The organism is Pseudomonas sp. fls2-241-R2A-110 (assembly GCF_030209165.1).
Taxonomy (GTDB): Bacteria; Pseudomonadota; Gammaproteobacteria; order Pseudomonadales; family Pseudomonadaceae; genus Aquipseudomonas.
This window is the reverse complement of the sequence record NZ_JARVSN010000008.1, coordinates 15,992-32,406: the sequence shown is the minus strand read 5'-3', so window position 1 is coordinate 32,406 and position 16,415 is coordinate 15,992. Positions and strand designations below refer to the sequence as shown.

Below are 16,415 nucleotides of genomic sequence, written 5' to 3'. Positions count from 1 at the left end.
ATGGAGATCAATGTCAGTGACCTGCATTTCCTGCGTCCGCTGTGGCTGTTGCTGACGCCCTTCGCCGCGTTGCTGCCGATGCTTTGGCGACACAGCCGCGACCTGCAACGGCGCTTGCGCAGTAACATTGCCGAGCACTTGCTGCCGCACTTGCTGATTACCCCGCAGGACGACCAGCGTTTGCGGCCGGTGCACCTGGTCTGTGCCGTGTTGATTCTGGGCGCCATTGCCGCCGCCGGCCCGACCTGGGAACAGGATCGCCCGGACTTCCTGGAAAACCGCGCGCCGTTGATTATTGCCGTCGACCTGTCGCCGTCCATGGACGCCAGCGACGTGCAACCGAGTCGTCTGGAAGCCGCCAAACACAAGCTGCACGACCTGATCGCACGGCGCTCCGGTGCGCGCAGCGGCTTGATCGCGTATGCCGGCAGCGCCCATCTAGTGTTGCCGCCCACCGACGACCCGACCCTGCTCGACACGTTCATTCAGGCCCTGAGCACCGACCTGATCGCCAGGCAGGGGAAAAATGTTGCGGCGGTCATAGATCAAGCCAAACGCCTGCTGGCCGCCGAGAAAACTCCGGGGACGCTGCTGTTGATCACCGACGGCGCCGACACGACCCAGCTCGCCGCGCTGGACAAACAACTGGCCGACAGTGAGCTGCAAGTGTTGATTCTGGCGGTCGGCAGCGAGGACGGCGGGATCATCCGCAATGCCAATGGTCAGCCGCGCACGGACAGCAACGGACGCCCCGCGCTTGGCAGTTTCGACCCGGCGGCGCTCAAGCAACTGGCATCGGCGGTTGATGCACCGTTGGGCAGCCTGACCCTCAATGACGACGATCTGGACTGGATCGAACTGCACGCCCAGCAACACTTCCAGAGTGCCAGCGACGAACAGCGCGAACTGCACTGGAAAGACGCCGGTTACTGGCTGTGCTGGCCGTTGCTTCTGCTCACCTTCTTCAGCGTGCGCAAGGGCTGGAGCCTGAACTGGATGGCCGGGCTGTTGCTGGCGATGGGGCTCGGCTTTCAACCGATGCCCGCCGAAGCCAATGGATTGACCGATGCGTTTTTCACCCCCGACCAGCAAGGTCGCTGGGCCTTCGAGCATGAGTATTTTCCGCAGGCGGCGGCGCGCTTTTCCGACCCGTACTGGAAAGGTATTGCCGCCTACAATGCGGCCGATTTCGACTTGGCGCTCGCGAGTTTTGCGCGCCTGGAAACGCCGCAGGCGTATTTCTACCTGGGCAATATTTACGTGCGTCGCTTCAAGTTTGATCAGGCGATAGCCGCCTACACGCAGGCCTTGAAGTTGCAGCCGCAGTTCCCGCAGGCCACGGCCAATCTGGCCCTGGCGATTGCCTTGCAGAAAGACACCGAAAGCGCCGAACAGAACGCGCCCAAGGTCAAGCCAGACGAAATCAAAATGGACAAGGCGCCGGGCAAGGGTCGGAGCAAATCGGTCCAGACCGAGCAAGCGGCTTCGGATGCGCAATGGCTGCAGAATTTGAGTACATCGCCAGCGAAGTTCTTGAAGCAGAAATTCAGTCTGCAGGATCAGGCGGGGGGACAGCCATGAACCGAGTCGCGGCCATCGCCAGCAGGCTGGCTCCCACATTGAGTTTGCGCACACCACAAATCCCCTGTGGGAGCGGGCTTGCCCGCGATAGCGACAGATCATCCACGACAACACTCACAGGCCTGCTCCTCTGCCTGATCACCACAACAACCCTGGCCGCCGAGCCCGATCTGCGTATCCAGAGCCGCTTGCAACCCACAGATTCAGTCATGGTCGGCGGCATTCTCGAACTGCAACTCGACGTCCTCACCGACAGCTGGTTCACCGACGCCCCCACCCTGCCCGTCCTGAAACTGCCCGGTGCACTGGTGCTGCCACCGGACGGTCATGCCGAGCACATCAACCAGACGCTCGATGGCAAGTCGTTCAACGGCATGCGCTATAGCTATCGGATCACCCCGAATCTGGCCCAGGGTTTCGACATTCCGCCGCTGACGGTGCAGGCCACCCCCGGGCAGGCCAGCACTCAGCTGAGCGCGCAGAGCCAGCCGTTGCACTTCACCGCCGCGCAGCCGCCGGGGTTCAACCCGGGGGAACCGGTGCTGGTGGCCCAAGGGCTGCGCTTCACCCAAACCGTCGTCAACTCGGCGACGCCCCTGAAGGTTGGCGACAGCATCACCCGCCAGCTCACACTTCAGGCTGACGGGGCGCTGGCCATGGCATTGCCTGCACCCTCATTGGCCGATGTCACCGGGCTGAGTCGTTACCCGAAAAACCCGCACATCAGCACTCTGGACGATGGTCGCGGTAATTTCATCGGCGGCCAACGGATCGACACCGTGACCTATCGGATTGACACCGAAGGGCACCATGAGCTGCCGCCAATCACCCTGAAATGGTGGGATGCCAGCAGCCAGCAAACCCGCACTGCCCAAGTCCCGGCCGTGACCTTCGAGGCGGCGGCTAACAGTGCTTACAAACCCGTGTTCTCGATCACCGATGATTTGAAAAAGCTTGGCCAGCAAAGCCGGCTGCATCTTTCCGGGCACCGGCTGGGGCTGTTGGCGCTGCTGTTGCTCGTGGGGTTGGCGGGCTGGTTTAGCCGTCCGTTCATCCAGCGTGCCTACCTCGCCGCACAGACCCGACGCCGCGCCCGCCATACAGCCTGGCTGCAATCCGCCGACTGCGCCTGGCGCCAGATACCGGCGCAGATCGAAGGCAAACCGGCGCAACTCAGCGCGCTGTACCTCTGGGCCAGACGCCGTCGACTGGGCCTGAAACTGGGCAATCTCGACCCGCGCCTGCACGACCTGTTGCGCGGCTGTTACAGCCGGCAATCAACCGAAGATCAGGCGCTGCGCCAACTGAAGAAATCCTTGGCTACGCTGCAAAAGCAGGCCGAACCTCGCAATGCGGCCTGCCCTCCAGCATTACGACCACTCAACCCTGTCCGAGAGAAGGATTTCCCATGACGAGTCCGATATCGATCCGCCAACGCCACGGGTGGAAACTGCTGTTTGCACTGGCCTTCAGCCTGCCGCTGCTGGCGCTGGCCGCCGAGCCCCTGCCGTCTTGGAACGACGGGCCATCGAAGAAAAACATCATCGAGTTCGTCCAGGCTGTCACCGACCAGAACAGCAAGGACTTCGTCAAAGCCGAGGACCGCATTGCCGTGTTCGACAACGACGGCACCCTCTGGAGTGAACAGCCGATGTACTTCGAATTGCTGTTTGCCCTGGAAGAAGTCAAGCGCACCGCGCCGCAACACCCGGAATGGAAAACCACCCAGCCGTTCCAGGCCGTACTGGAAAACGATCACAAGGCGCTGGCGGCCTCCGGCATGGGCGGGATCATGAAAATCTTCGCTGCCACCCACACCGGCATGACCACCGAGACCTTCGATGACTACGCAAAAACCTGGTTGAGCCAGGCCAAACACCCCAAGACCGGAAAGCTGTACACCGAGATGATCTTCCAGCCGATGCTGGAAATGCTCGACTACCTGCGCAGCCAGGATTTCAAGACTTACATCGTCTCCGGCGGCGAAACCGGCTTCATGCGCGCCTTCGCCGAGAAGGTCTACGGCATCCCGCCGGAGCAGGTCATCGGCACCACGTTCGTCACAGCGTTTCAGTACAAGGACGGCAAAGCCTCGATCATTCGCTCGCCGAAACTGGCGCACAACGACGACGGCCCTGGCAAACCGGAAAGCATCGATGCCGTCATCGGCAAGCGGCCGATCCTCGCCTTCGGCAATTCCGATGGCGATCTGCAAATGCTGCAGTGGACGGCCGCAGGGCCGGGCAAACGATTCATGGGGCTGGTGCATCACACCGACGCCAAACGCGAATGGGCCTATGACCGCCAATCCGACATCGGTCGTCTGGACAAGGCCCTGGACGAAGCAAAATCCCGTGGCTGGACTATCGTGGATATGGCCGCCGAATGGCGCCGGATCTACCCGTTCGATGCCACCACACCCGAGCAAGTGCAGTAAGAAAGCGTAATGCAGGATTGCGATAAACGTTTGTCGCGCATGAGCGACGCTAGAGAGCAAAGGAGCAAGTCAGATGACTCGCATGCACAAGTGGCTACCGAAATTTGCCCTGGTGGCAGCCTCGGTGATGGCGATTTCGGCAACAGCCGGGGCCGCTGAAAAACCCAACATTCTGGTGATCTTTGGCGACGACATCGGCCAGACCAATATCAGTGCCTATTCGATGGGGGTGGTCGGCTACAAGACTCCCAACATCGACCGGATTGCCAAGGAAGGCATGATGTTCACCGACTATTACGCGGAGAACAGCTGCACGGCGGGACGCTCGTCGTTCATTACCGGCCAGACACCGTTGCGTACCGGTCTGTCGAAGGTCGGCGTTCCGGGCGCACCTGTCGGCATTCAGAAACGAGACATCACCATTGCACAGGCGCTTAAATCCCAAGGCTATGCGACAGGACAATTTGGCAAAAACCACTTGGGCGACAAAGACGAGTACCTGCCGACCAACCACGGTTTCGACGAGTTCTTCGGCAACCTCTACCACCTCAACGCCGAAGAAGAGCCCGAGCGTCCGTACTGGCCCAAGGATGATCCCGACTGGGTCAAGGCCAACTCCCCGCGCGGCGTGATCCACAGCTTCGCCGACGGCAAGATCGAGGACACGGGTGCGTTGACGAAAAAACGCATGGAAACCATCGACGACGAAACCACTGCTGCCGCGCAAGCGTTCATCGAGAAACAAGCCAAGGCGGATAAACCGTTCTTCGTCTGGATGAACACCACGCGCATGCACGCCTTCACACACGTGCGTGAATCCATGCAAGGCCAGAGCGGCATGCCGGGCAACGAGTACGCCGATGGCATGCTTGAACACGACGGTGACGTCGGCAAACTGCTGAAAACCCTTGATGACCTGAAAATCACCGACAACACCATCGTCGTCTACACCACCGACAACGGTCCGAACCAATGGTCCTGGCCGGACGCGGCGACCACCCCGTTCCGCAACGAGAAAAACTCCAACTGGGAAGGCGCTTACCGCGTGCCTGCGATGGTGCGCTGGCCGGGCAAGATCAAACCGGGCGAGGTTTCCAACGAGTTGTTCTCGGGGCTGGACTGGTTCCCGACGCTGCTGGCCGCCGCTGGCGACACCAGCGTGAAAGACAAGCTGCTCAAAGGCTGGGCACCGACGTCGGGCGGCACCAGTTTCAAGGTGCATCTGGATGGCTACAACCAACTGCCGTACTTGATGGGCCAGTCACCTAAGAGTGAGCGTAAGGAGTTCTTTTACTTCAACGATGATGGCGTGCTGGTGTCCATGCGCTCCGGAAACTGGAAAGCGGTGTTCTGCGAACAGCGCAAGCCGGGTGGTTTCGAGGTGTGGGCCGAGCCCTTCGTTTGCCTGCGCGTGCCGAAAATTTTCAACTTGCGCATGGATCCGTACGAACGCGCCGACGTGGTTTCCGACCAGTACTACGACTGGACAAGCAAGAATGCGTATCTCATCTCGCTAGCGTCTTTCCAGGCCGCGAAATTCCTGGAAACCTTCGTCGAGTACCCACCTAGCCAGAAACCGGCCAGCTTCAGCATTGACCAGGTCCGTGCTGCCGTGGATGCAAAAATCGCCGAGAAAATGAAAAACCAGCCTGCACAGTAAGACGGCTTGACCGCCGCTCGCCCTCACCGGCGAGCGGACTTATTTTGGGCTTGAGACCGCGTCGATCCAATCGCGGGCAAGCCCGTTCCCACAGGGATTTGTGTCGCACCGCAGATCCATTGTGGGAGCGGGCTTGCCCGCGATGAGGCCAGTGTCGTCACAGGCTTTTTTGAACTGGAACAAGGCAATCCGCAATGTCCTCACGTGTCGCCAGCAAGTCGTCGGCCCTCCCTTCTTCCCACGCCGCTGCGTCCCCGGCGCTGCTGATCCCCGCCCTGCTGCTGTTCGTCTCCGGTGCTGCAGCACTGGTGTATCAGGTGCTGTGGATCAAGCAGCTGTCGCTGGTGGTCGGCGTCGAGGTGTATGCCATCACCACCGGCATCAGCGCGTTTTTTGCCGGCCTGGCCTTGGGTGGATGGCTGTTCGGGCGCTGGGCCGATCGCTTGCAGCAACCGGTTTTGCTGTATGCCGGGCTGGAAGTGCTGGTGGCCGTGCTCGGAGTCGGCGCGACCTTCGCCATGAGCCTCGCCGCCAGCCCGTTCGCCTGGCTGGAACAGCACGTCGGCCTGGTTGCCTGGGTGCTGCCGTTTGCACTGGTCGGTATCCCGGCGCTGCTGATGGGCGGCACGCTGCCGGTGCTGGTTCGCTCATTGGCCGCGGACCCGCAGCACTCAGGCAAGGCTGGCGGCCAACTCTATGCCGCGAATACCGCCGGTGCTATCGCGGGCACCCTGCTCGCCGCATTCGTGCTGATTGCCACCCTCGGTGTGCGCGGCAGTGCCTTGGCGGCGGCAATGCTCAACCTGCTGGCGGCCGCGGGTGCGCTGTGGTTTCAACGCCACCGTGTATCGCCCATCGATACGCCGGTGAAACACCACGCCGAGAAAGCCCCGGATCGCCTGGCGCTGTGGTTGTATTCCGTCGCGGGCGGCGTGGCGCTGGGTTACGAAGTGGTCTGGTCGCAGTCCATCGTGCAATTCATGAGCACCCGCACCTATGCCTTTGCCGTGGTCCTGGCGACGTACCTCACCGGACTGTTCCTCGGCAGTGCGCTACTGGCCCGTCGGGTTGACCGTATTCGAGATCCCTGGGGCGTGTTTGGTTTGCTGATTGCCGGTGCCGGGCTGATCGCGCTGCTGGAAGTCGCCTTTCTCGGGCGCTGGCTGGTGTTCTTGCAATCCCAGGCTGAGACCGTGGCATTGGCCATGGGTGGCAGCGAGTTGATGGGCATGAGCGCACGCTTTGCGGTGGCTGCATTGAGCATGGTGTTCGTGCCGACCCTGCTCCTGGGTGCGGCGTTCCCGTTGGCGCTGCGCTTGAGCGTGGGCCGTGAGCGAATCGGTCAGGATGTCGGCGCCGTGGTCGCCTTCAACACCCTGGGCGGGATTATCGGCGTGATGCTCTGCGGCTTCTTGCTGATCCCGCTGCTGGGGCTGGTGCGCACCTTGGGTCTGCTGGCGATCATCGCCGCCGGGATTGGTTATTTCGCCGTGCGCAAAGGGCATCACGTCAAGAAAGGCCGGCGTCAGGGCGTCGTCGCCATCGGCTTGCTGTCGGTAATGGTGGCGATTTTCACCCCGGTCGACAAACTGGCCAGCCTGCTCCCCGGCGCCCGTAACGGCACGCTGGCGTTCTACGAAGAAGGACGCGGCGGCACCGTGGCCGTGGTCACCCAGGGCAAGGGCCAGAAGACCTTTCAACGCTTGTATATCCAGGGCGTTTCCAACACCGGCGACGCCATGCCATCGCTGCGTTACATGCGTGTTCAGGCGTTGTTGCCATTGTTGATCCATAACGGCGAGCCGCGCTCGGCGCTGGTCATCGGTTTCGGCACGGGCATCACCGCCGGTGCCCTGACCCGCTATCCGGGGCTGGAACATCGGGTGGTCGCCGAACTGCTGCCGTCAGTGATCAAAGCCGCACCGTTGTTCAAGGGTAACTTCAATGCTGCCGCCGACCCGGCTGTCGACGTCCGCCTGCGTGACGGTCGCCAGGAGCTGCTGCGCAGCCCGCAACATTACGACCTGATCACCCTCGAACCACCACCGCCCTCCGCCGCTGGCGTGGTGAATCTTTATTCGCGCGACTTCTACCAGCTCGCCGCCAACCGCCTGGAGAAAAAAGGCCTGGTCGCACAGTGGCTACCGTTGCCGACACAGAACATCGACGACTCACGTTCGCTGGTGCGCAGCTTCCTAGAGGTCTTTCCCTACGCGACGTTGTGGACCAGCGAGTTCCACGAAATGCTGTTGGTGGGTTCGCTGGAACCGATCGAACTGGATGCGGCGAAAATCAGCCAACGCTTCCAGCAGGACAGCGTACGCAGCACCTTGCAGGACGTCGGCATCGGCTCGGCCGCCGCACTGCTCGCGACCTGGGTAACCGATCGTGCCGGCCTGGAACGGTTCGCCGCCGATGCGCTGCCGGTGACCGACGATCAGCCGCGTATCGAGTACGCGCCATGGGTGCGCGCAGGGGAAATCAGTCGCGTGTTGCCGACCCTGCTCGACCTGCGCCAGCCGCCGTTGCTGTTGAATGCCGATGCCGCGTTCATCGAACGCATGAACGCCCATCAGCAGCGTCTGATGCAGTTCTATCGGGCGAGCCTGCATGCCTATGACGGTGACCGCGATGCCTGGGCCAGGGACGTACGCGAAGTGATGCGTGGCGACGGTGGCAATCCGTATTACCGCTGGTTTGTCGGCGATTGACGGTGAGACCCGAGGACTTTTCGACGCGAAACAGGTAGTGTGCGCAAAATCAAATTGCCACTACGCCCCGTTTACAGGGATGTTGCCGCGTCGCAGGTTTTCATGGAGTTGCACACGCAATGAGTTGCTGGACCGTCCTTGGCCTGCCGGCCGACGCCGATGCGCGCCAAATCAAACGCCAATATGCGGCACTGCTCAAACAGACACGTCCAGACGAAGACCCGGAAGGTTTCCAGCGTCTGCGTGAGGCCTACGAACAAGCGCTGAACATCAAGCAATGGGAGCGCTTGCGCGAGGAAGACTCCAGCGTTGAAGAGTCGTGGGACTTGAGCGGCCTGTCAGTGGTCGAGGTTGATGCACTGCACGTGGTCACGCGCTCATTGCACAACGTTAGCCGTGCAGAGTTCGAACAACGGCATGCCACCGCCGTAGCGCATGGCGCCGTCGATGTCATGGAGGACGCGGTGCTAAGGCATTGCGTCGAGCACGCTGCCACCTGCGAAGACCTGATCGAGTGGGCGATCGAGACCTTTCACTGGTTCAGCTATCAGCAGCGGCTGGAGCTGGATGAAGTCCTGATCGAACAGTTGCAGCAGCAGCGCCAGCGCATCGCCGAGCGTCGTGAAGCACCGATCTTTCTGGCCTGGCACCAGTGCCTGGCGACAGAACCCGCCGCCACGCCGCAACATCGCGCCGCACGCCTGTTATTGGCCCCCCTGGGGTTCAGTCAACGCCGCGCCCTGGCTCGACGCTTGCGCAACGAAGACTGGGTGCAATGCCGCAAGCTGAGTTCTGCGCTGCATGCCCACCACCCTGATATCTGCGCAAATCTGCCCGGCGGCACGCCGTTCTTCTGGCGGGACTGGGAATTCGTCTACGACAGTTGGCCGATGTACCTGGCCATTGTCCTCGCCTGTCTGGTCGGCTCCTTTATCCAATTCGCGCCGTTAGGCACACGGCTGGGCGCATTGATTGGCGTCACGGTGTTCTGGTCGATGATATTCGCCGCTGGCGGCTGGGTACTCAACTGGATGACAGGGCAAGTCGCCCATCGCTTCTGGCTGCTGGACGATCGATTGAGTGCGCGCCTTTCGCCCTGGCGCGGCCCCCTGCCGTTTGGCGTGCTGCGCGACCTGATTCCCTGTGCAGTCATGACAGCAGGCATCGGCAGTGTTTATGGCGTGGTTGGCAGCCTCGTTTACGTGAGCACGCTGGCAACCGTCGGGCTGATACGCCGCAGAGAGGTCAAGCCGCGCGTTTCCTGGCAGCACGCCAGCCCCTTGTTCAAACGCTGTTTGATGGGCGCGGGCATTTTGGTTCTGGTCTTGATACTCGGCGTGTTCAAAGTGATCTCGAGCCAAGGCACGGTCAATCGCAACCAGGGCCTGCAACAATGGACCGAACGCTTGTGCAGCCGCATGCCGGTTACCACCAGCGAATGCAACGCACCGGCCACCGTCGAGCAGTGGTACGGCCAGGAGAAACAGCCATGAACCCGAAATGGCTGTTCCCCATCGCCACTGTCGTGATGCTTATCTTGATGGGGCTGGCCGGCTCCTCGACATTCGTCGCCCGCATCGACTTGTGGCTGGATAAACACGACGCGCCGCTCACCGCCCAGGCCAATGCGCTAAGCCCGGTGATCGACTGCATCAATCGCGTCGACGTGCATTGGCGAGTGGCCTACGAACTGTACAAATCGCCGCAGCAATCTGCGCAACCGGTGCTTGACTGGATCACCCGCCAGCATGACTTCGACGACAACGGTGCCAGTGATGCGTCCTACCTCCAAAGGGACATCTGCTCGGCAAAAATCAGCGAAAAACTCAAGCTGCTCGAATACGACCCACCGCTGGCGTTACAAGCCGATGCCTACGCGCAGGCGTTACAGCAAGTGATGCCCCTGACGCAGCAAATCACTTTTTACCGGCAGGCGCGCTTTTCGACCGTCATCAATGAGGTGCAGCCTGCGTTTGCCGACCAGTTCAGACCCAAGGCCGAGGACTACCTCGCGGCGTCGGCGCTGCTCAGACAGCACGTCGAAGCGCTGGACCTTGAACAGCGACGCGCGCAGCTCAATCTGATCGAAGCGCGTCTGGGCAAGGACATTCACTGGTATTTGCTGGCTTACATGATCCAGGCCAGAGATACCCTGAACCTGATCACCGAGGGCGTTAAAAATCGAACCCTGACACCCCAGGCCCTGGCCAGAACCACCGCTGAACTGCAACTGGCCTGGGACTATCGGCAGCAGTTCAACCACAGTCAGTTGCCGGAAACGGAAAAACGTAACGAAGTCCCCAGTTATCTCTGGTCACACATTGCCCGGCCGACCCAGACGTATCTGGATACCTTGAATGCTCTGCACCAGGACTGGCAGAACAAGGCTGAACCACAGCGATTGAGCGATGACTTTTTTGCGGTGACGCGAGCGTATGACTCGCTGATCAGCTATTACAACCGACTGGGGCGGGCTGAGTATTGAGGATTGGGTCTATCGACACTGGAGCAGTTGTTGAAAACACACAAAATTCATTGCTCGCTGCAGTTTCGCTCACAGCCGCCATTTGACAGACGCCGATCCTGCGGCAAAGCTGCAACATGCTTGAACGCGCGCCTGACGGCAAACGCACCTGGACTACGGAAGTCGTAATGCCGACTCATAAAAATAAAGCAGCACAGCCAACCCCTGATTCGCCAAAATCCCTGATCCATCGTTATCTGTTTCCCGTCACCATCGGCCTATTGCTGGTGGCGGTGGCGGCGATCGGCTGGTTCCTGTTCAGCAGTTCGCCAGTGCTGCCCAAACCCGTGCCCGTCAGCGCGCCGGCCGCAAAGCCGGCCAAGCCACAACCCGTCGGCCTGGCGCCGGCGAAGATGGTCGACGAGCAACAATGCCAAGGCTGCCACAGCGAGCAGACGAAAGACTGGCAAGGCTCCCATCACCAATTGGCGATGCAGCCGGCCAATGCCGAAACAATGCTGGGTGATTTCAATAACGTCACGTTCAAGGCAGAAAACGAAACCAGCCGTTTCTCGCGCAAGGACGACGGATTCTGGGTCAACACGCCGGGCATCGATGGCAAGAATGCCGACTTCAAGGTCGCCTATACCTTCGGTATCGCGCCGTTGCAGCAATACCTGATCGAGGTCGGCGACGGGCGCTTGCAAGCGCTGGGCGTGGCCTGGGATACCGAGAAACACCACTGGTTTCACCTCTATCCGGGCCAGGGCGTGAATTTCAAGAATCCTCTGCACTGGAGCAAACCGAGCCAGAACGCCAACTTCATGTGCGTCGAATGCCATACCACCGGTTACAAGCGCAATTTCGATGCCGCCAAAAACTCCTTTGACAGTCAATGGAACAGCCTCGGTGTTGGCTGTCAGGCATGCCACGGCCCGGCCTCCAATCACCTGGAATGGACGGCGAAAAAGACTGACTTGATCCACGCGGGTTTTGCGGTGGACCTCAAGGACAAGGACGCCACCGTCGAAATCGAAACCTGCGCCCGCTGCCACTCCCGCCGCGCGCCGCTGGACGATGGTTACACCGTCGGCAAACGCCTGATGGACGACTACCTGCCAAGCACCTTGACCCGCGAGCTGTACGCGCTGGACGGCAAGATCAAGGACGAGGTGTTCGAGCACGGCTCCTTCGCTCAAAGCAAAATGTTCGACAAAGGCGTGCGCTGCAGCAACTGCCACAACCCCCACAGCACCGAGCTCAAGGCGCCGGGCAACGGCGTTTGCCTGCAATGCCACAACAGCGCCGGCAAGACCTCGGTGGCCGGTGTCGACGGCAAGGGCTTGCAAGCGAAGAACTACGACTCGATCGAACACACCCGCCACACCATGGGCCAGCCGGGTTCGCAATGCGTGGATTGCCACATGCCCGGCAAGTTCTACATGGGCAACGACTTTCGGCATGACCACAGCTTCAGCATTCCCAATCCGGAGCGGGCGAAAAAACTCGGCACGCCGGACGCTTGCCTGACCTGTCACCAGGGCAAGGCCGGCGATAAGGTCACCGAGCAGTTCAAGCTGTGGAGCAGCAGCTCGTCGGCGCCAGCCGCCCCGCGCTACGACGAAAGCCTGTGGTTGATTCGCAACGGCCAGCCCGGTGCCGCGCAAGCCTTGTACGAGCAACTGCAGCGCAGCAATTTGCCGGCGATCCAACGGGCGACCCTGCTCGGTGAACTGCCGCTGTATCCGAGCGAGCAAGCGCTGAAACTGGCGACCAAAGACCTTGGCAACTCCGCACCGCAAGTACGTGAGAGCGCGGTGCGGGCGATCAGCGCATTGCTGCCGCCACCTGAGCGTGCACCGTTGCTGACACCCTTGCTGAAAGACCCGGTGAAGGCTGTGCGCATTGGCGCGGCTCGGGATCTGCTTGGCGCCGCCCGCAACGGTCTTGGCAGCGCCCAGGCGAACTGGGAAGCGGCCATCGCCGAGTACGAGGCGGTGCAAACAAGCCTGCTGGAACGCGCCGAGGCCAACCTCAATCTGGCGATGCTGTATCAGGCCAGCGGACGCACTGGCGAAGTGGAACCGCTGCTGCGTAGCGCACTCAAGCGTGATCCGGATTTCTACCCGGCCCTCGTCACGCTGGTGCAATGGCTGGAGGCCAACGGACGCGGTCAAGAGGCACAAACGCTGTTGGCGCAGAGCCTCAAGGAACATCCCGACGCCGCCCTGTTGCAACATACCCAAGGCTTGTCACTGGTACGTGCGGGGAAATCGGCCCAAGCCATGCCGGCCTTGCGCAAAGCGGCGCAACTGGAGCCGCAAAACGGCCAGTACGGCTATGTGCTGGCGGTGGCGTTGCATGACAGCGGCAAGGTTGATGAAGCGTGCGCAGAGTTGGAACGACTGCTGAAAGTACAACCTGCCAATCGCAATGCGCGGTTGTCACTGATCCAGTACTACCTCGACAGCGGGCAGGAACCGAAGGCGCAAGTGTTGTTGCAGGCCTGGAAGAAAATGAACATGGGAGACCCTGCGTTGAAATAAACCGCGACGGATCCGAAGGCCCTTCGCGAGCAGACTCTCTCCCACAGGGGTTCAGCCGATCTCACCGGCAAGTTGTGCCAGGTAGGGCCATGGATAAATACCGCGCTCATGGCCGTCGCTGAAGATCAGTTGCAGGCCGTAGCCCTGGGGGTTGAGTTCAATGACGCGGATGCGCTCGTCGATTTTGACCGTCAACCCTTGCAGCCGAAACGCCCGGCACTGCGAGCATGGGCACTGGCGTCGCAACTCAACATGATCCAGCCGCTGCTCACGACCATCCGGCCAGCTCAATCGCAGCTGCTGTTTGCTTTGGGAGTTGCCCACCGCCACCGGACTCATTGCAGTTGACTCAACGCGATGCGCACGGCTTTGCGCACTTCCGGGTCGCCGTCGTCTTGCGCGGCCTGCAAGGGGGCGATGGCGCCTTTATCGTTCAATTCGCCAAGGGCCAGCGCGGCTTCCTTGCGCAGGTTGCTGATGCGGTGGCCGAGGGTGTCGATGAGCGCGTCGAGCGCCGGGACGTAACGTAAACGACCGAGGCTGCGGGTGGCGCGCAGGCGGACTTGCCAGTAATCATCGCTCAAAGCTTCGACCAAGGCGGGACCGGCCTCAGCGTGGCCGACTTTGCCCAGGGTGGTAGCGGCTTCTTCACGCACTTGCCAGGCCGGGTCCTGCAACGCCTGGCGCAACGCTGGCAGCACTTGAGCATCGCAAGCCAGGCCCAAGGCCCCGGTGGCGGCGCGGCGGACTTCGGTGTCCGGGTCATTGCTGACCCGTTTGGCCAGGGCGGGCAAGGCATCGAGTTGCTTGAGCCAGCCGAGTACGCCCACAGCTTCACGCCGGACACTGGCGTTTTCATCGTTCAATGCCGCTGCAGCAGCGCCTGCGGCACCCGGGAAACGCAATTCACGCAGCGCCCTGAACGCGGCGATGCGCACATTGGCGTCAGCATGCCCGGTCCACGGCAGAACCACCCTGCCCGCCGCCTCGCTCTTGAGCAGGCTCAGGCTTTGCGCGGCGGCCGCTTGCACGGCCAAAGAGGGATCGGTCAGGGCCTGGCACAGCGCCTCGACCACCGGCGTGTCCTCCCAGGCTTCGAGCAGGCGCGCGGCCTCGGCGCGGACTTCTTCGGTCGGGTCTTCAGCCAGTCGATTGACCAGCCACAGCAGACCGTCCGGTTCTTCAAGGTCGGCCAGTTCGATCAGGGCGATCCGGCGCATGCCGGGGTCGTCATCGGTCAAGCGCGGTTGCAGGGCGAGAATGTCGTCGTTGTCGGTTACATCGAATAGAGAGGTCATAGGGCAAATCGCGGCAGTTTGTTTTCAGGAGGCAGTCCGAGAGGGTTCAGGCGTGGCAACTGCCGACCGTCTTCGTGACGCAGTAATTCGAGGCAATGGCGTTTCAAGCGGGAAAACTCAGGGCTGGTGACCAATTCGGTGGTGCGTGGCCGAGGGAAGTCCAGGCGCAGGTCCTCGATGATTCGACCGGGCCGTGAACTCATGACCAACAGGCGGTCGGCGAGGAACAGCGCTTCGTCGATGTCGTGGGTGACGAACACCACGGTGGTGCGAATCCGCGTCCAGATGTCCAGCAGCAGCTCCTGCATGTTCAACCGGGTCAACGCATCGAGGGCGCCGAAAGGCTCGTCCATCAGCAACAGGCGCGGACGGTTGACCAGCACCCGGGCGATCTCCACCCGTTGCTGCATGCCACCGGAGAGCTGATCCGGCCAACGCTCGGCGAAGCCTTCAAGGCCCACCAGCGCGAGGATGTCCTCGGCGGCCTGATGGCGTTCGACTTTGCCGATGCCGCGCATTTTCAAACCGAACGCCACGTTGTCGCGCACGGTTCGCCATGGGAACAGCGTGTGGTGCTGGAACACCATGCCCCGTTGCGGCGATGGGCCGCTGACGTGCGCGCCATCGACTTTCAGGCTGCCGGCGCTCGGCTGCAAGTGCCCGGCCAGCGCGCCGAGCAAGGTCGATTTGCCACAACCGGACGGCCCGAGAATGCACACGAATTGCCCCGGTTCGATCTGGCAGTCGAGGCCTTGCACGGCTTCGAAGGCGTGCTGCGCTTCGCCGAGCACAATGGACAACTGGCGGATGTCGATCCGCCCTTCAGGGGTTTGCAGCATGCTCATCAGGCTTTTCCTCGTGGTCGGTGCCATGGCGTGAACAGCCCGCCGAGACGTTTGATCAGCAGGCTGCTGCCCATCCCGAGGACACCGATCAGCAACATGCCGACGACGATGTCGGCGTAGTTCTGGAGGGTGTAGGACTCCCAGGTGTAATAGCCGATGCCGTACTGGCCGGAGATCATTTCGGCGGTCACCAGGCAGAACCACGAGGTGCCCATGCCGATGGCGAGGCCGGTGATGATGCTCGGCGCGGCGCCCGGCACAATCACCTCCCACAGCATCGCCCGACGCCCTGCCCCGAGGCTTTTCGCCGAGGCGATCAGGCGCGGGTCGACGCCTTCGACGCCGTGCACGGTGTTGAGCAGGATCGGGAACAGTGCGCCCGTAAAGGTGATGAAAACCATCGACAATTCCGAGGACGGAAACATCAGGATGGCCAGGGGGATCCAGGCGACGGCCGGGATCGGGCGCAGGACTTCCAGCGGTGGCAGCAATACATCTTCGGCCCATTTCGAGCGTCCGATGGCCAGGCCCAAAGCGATGCCGATGATCATCGCCACCAGGTAACCGGCGAAGACCCGGCCGAGGCTGCTGCTCAGGTGTTGGGCAAGCTTGCCGGAGTCGCCCAGGCCCAAGGCAGCCTGGATAACCGCCAGCGGCGTAGGCACGTTGGCAAAGGTCACCAGCCCGAGGTTCCAGTGGTGGCTGGCGGCGAATTGCCAGAATAAAAGGCAGAGCAGCAGCGAGGCGGCTCTTGGTATCCAGCGCAAAAACATATATCACCTCTGATCGTTCCCACGCTCCGCGTGGGAATGCATCCCGTGACGCTCCGCGTCACATCTAAAGCGGACGCAGAGCGTCCATTGAGGCATTCCC

General features: G+C 61.6%; 12 protein-coding genes. 8 read left to right on the top strand and 4 right to left on the bottom strand.

The genetic code is table 11. The features are described 5' to 3' along the window. The 8 genes from QRN31_RS07015 (at position 1) to QRN31_RS06980 (ending at position 13,399) form a co-directional block, all read left to right on the top strand. The gene (locus QRN31_RS07015; RefSeq protein ID WP_285431011.1) at positions 1–1,581 is read left to right on the top strand and encodes a VWA domain-containing protein; all 1,581 of its coding nucleotides are present in this window, start codon (positions 1–3) and stop codon (positions 1,579–1,581) included. Beyond that, positions 1,578–2,993: a hypothetical protein gene (locus QRN31_RS07010; protein WP_285431009.1), complete on the top strand. Its 1,416-nt coding sequence runs from the start codon at positions 1,578–1,580 to the stop codon at positions 2,991–2,993. Before QRN31_RS07015 ends, QRN31_RS07010 begins: the two co-directional genes overlap by 4 nt. Then, on the top strand, positions 2,990–4,018 hold the full coding sequence (locus tag QRN31_RS07005) for an HAD family hydrolase (protein ID WP_285431008.1): 1,029 nt from the start codon (positions 2,990–2,992) through the stop codon (positions 4,016–4,018). Before QRN31_RS07010 ends, QRN31_RS07005 begins: the two co-directional genes overlap by 4 nt. A gap of 73 nt (positions 4,019–4,091) precedes the next feature. Further along, positions 4,092–5,678, top strand: coding sequence for an arylsulfatase (locus tag QRN31_RS07000; protein ID WP_259157219.1), 1,587 nt, complete (start codon positions 4,092–4,094; stop codon positions 5,676–5,678). A gap of 194 nt (positions 5,679–5,872) precedes the next feature. Then, a complete protein-coding gene (locus tag QRN31_RS06995; protein WP_285431007.1) occupies positions 5,873–8,389 on the top strand; it encodes a fused MFS/spermidine synthase in 2,517 nt (838 codons plus the stop codon). Between the two features lie 119 nt (positions 8,390–8,508). Continuing rightward, entirely contained in the window at positions 8,509–9,882 is a 1,374-nt protein-coding gene (locus QRN31_RS06990) for a J domain-containing protein (protein WP_285431005.1), read from the top strand. Continuing rightward, on the top strand, positions 9,879–10,874 hold the full coding sequence (locus QRN31_RS06985; protein ID WP_285431004.1) for a DUF3829 domain-containing protein: 996 nt from the start codon (positions 9,879–9,881) through the stop codon (positions 10,872–10,874). Before QRN31_RS06990 ends, QRN31_RS06985 begins: the two co-directional genes overlap by 4 nt. Before the next feature lie 167 nt (positions 10,875–11,041). Beyond that, positions 11,042–13,399, top strand: a complete 2,358-nt coding sequence (locus tag QRN31_RS06980) for a tetratricopeptide repeat protein (RefSeq protein ID WP_285431003.1) — start codon at positions 11,042–11,044, stop codon at positions 13,397–13,399. Between the two features lie 51 nt (positions 13,400–13,450). Here QRN31_RS06980 and QRN31_RS06975 read toward each other — a convergent pair whose 3' ends face one another. Genes QRN31_RS06975 through QRN31_RS06960 form a run of 4 tightly spaced genes read right to left on the bottom strand, consistent with a single transcriptional unit; the run spans position 13,451 to position 16,315 of the window. After that, entirely contained in the window at positions 13,451–13,738 is a 288-nt protein-coding gene (locus tag QRN31_RS06975; protein WP_285431002.1) for a DUF971 domain-containing protein, read from the bottom strand. Beyond that, positions 13,735–14,697 (bottom strand): HEAT repeat domain-containing protein, encoded by a 963-nt coding sequence (locus QRN31_RS06970; RefSeq protein ID WP_285431001.1) that lies wholly within the window; start codon positions 14,695–14,697, stop codon positions 13,735–13,737. Before QRN31_RS06970 ends, QRN31_RS06975 begins: the two co-directional genes overlap by 4 nt. Next, complete coding sequence (locus QRN31_RS06965) at positions 14,694–15,542, bottom strand: ABC transporter ATP-binding protein (RefSeq protein ID WP_285430999.1); 849 nt, start codon at positions 15,540–15,542, stop codon at positions 14,694–14,696. The genes QRN31_RS06970 and QRN31_RS06965 overlap by 4 nt, the downstream gene beginning before the upstream one ends. Then, the gene (locus QRN31_RS06960) at positions 15,542–16,315 is read right to left on the bottom strand and encodes an ABC transporter permease (RefSeq protein ID WP_285430998.1); all 774 of its coding nucleotides are present in this window, start codon (positions 16,313–16,315) and stop codon (positions 15,542–15,544) included. Before QRN31_RS06960 ends, QRN31_RS06965 begins: the two co-directional genes overlap by 1 nt. Between the last annotated feature and the right edge of the window lie 100 nt (positions 16,316–16,415).

Coding starts and splice junctions, on each gene's coding strand:
- QRN31_RS06960 (WP_285430998.1), bottom strand. CDS start 16,315: ATGTTTTTGCGCTGGATACCAAGAGCCGCCTCGCTGCTGCTCTGCCTT.
- QRN31_RS07005 (WP_285431008.1), top strand. CDS start 2,990: ATGACGAGTCCGATATCGATCCGCCAACGCCACGGGTGGAAACTGCTG.
- QRN31_RS06965 (WP_285430999.1), bottom strand. CDS start 15,542: ATGAGCATGCTGCAAACCCCTGAAGGGCGGATCGACATCCGCCAGTTG.
- QRN31_RS07000 (WP_259157219.1), top strand. CDS start 4,092: ATGACTCGCATGCACAAGTGGCTACCGAAATTTGCCCTGGTGGCAGCC.
- QRN31_RS06980 (WP_285431003.1), top strand. CDS start 11,042: ATGCCGACTCATAAAAATAAAGCAGCACAGCCAACCCCTGATTCGCCA.
- QRN31_RS06995 (WP_285431007.1), top strand. CDS start 5,873: ATGTCCTCACGTGTCGCCAGCAAGTCGTCGGCCCTCCCTTCTTCCCAC.
- QRN31_RS06970 (WP_285431001.1), bottom strand. CDS start 14,697: ATGACCTCTCTATTCGATGTAACCGACAACGACGACATTCTCGCCCTG.
- QRN31_RS07015 (WP_285431011.1), top strand. CDS start 1: ATGGAGATCAATGTCAGTGACCTGCATTTCCTGCGTCCGCTGTGGCTG.
- QRN31_RS06990 (WP_285431005.1), top strand. CDS start 8,509: ATGAGTTGCTGGACCGTCCTTGGCCTGCCGGCCGACGCCGATGCGCGC.
- QRN31_RS06985 (WP_285431004.1), top strand. CDS start 9,879: ATGAACCCGAAATGGCTGTTCCCCATCGCCACTGTCGTGATGCTTATC.
- QRN31_RS06975 (WP_285431002.1), bottom strand. CDS start 13,738: ATGAGTCCGGTGGCGGTGGGCAACTCCCAAAGCAAACAGCAGCTGCGA.
- QRN31_RS07010 (WP_285431009.1), top strand. CDS start 1,578: ATGAACCGAGTCGCGGCCATCGCCAGCAGGCTGGCTCCCACATTGAGT.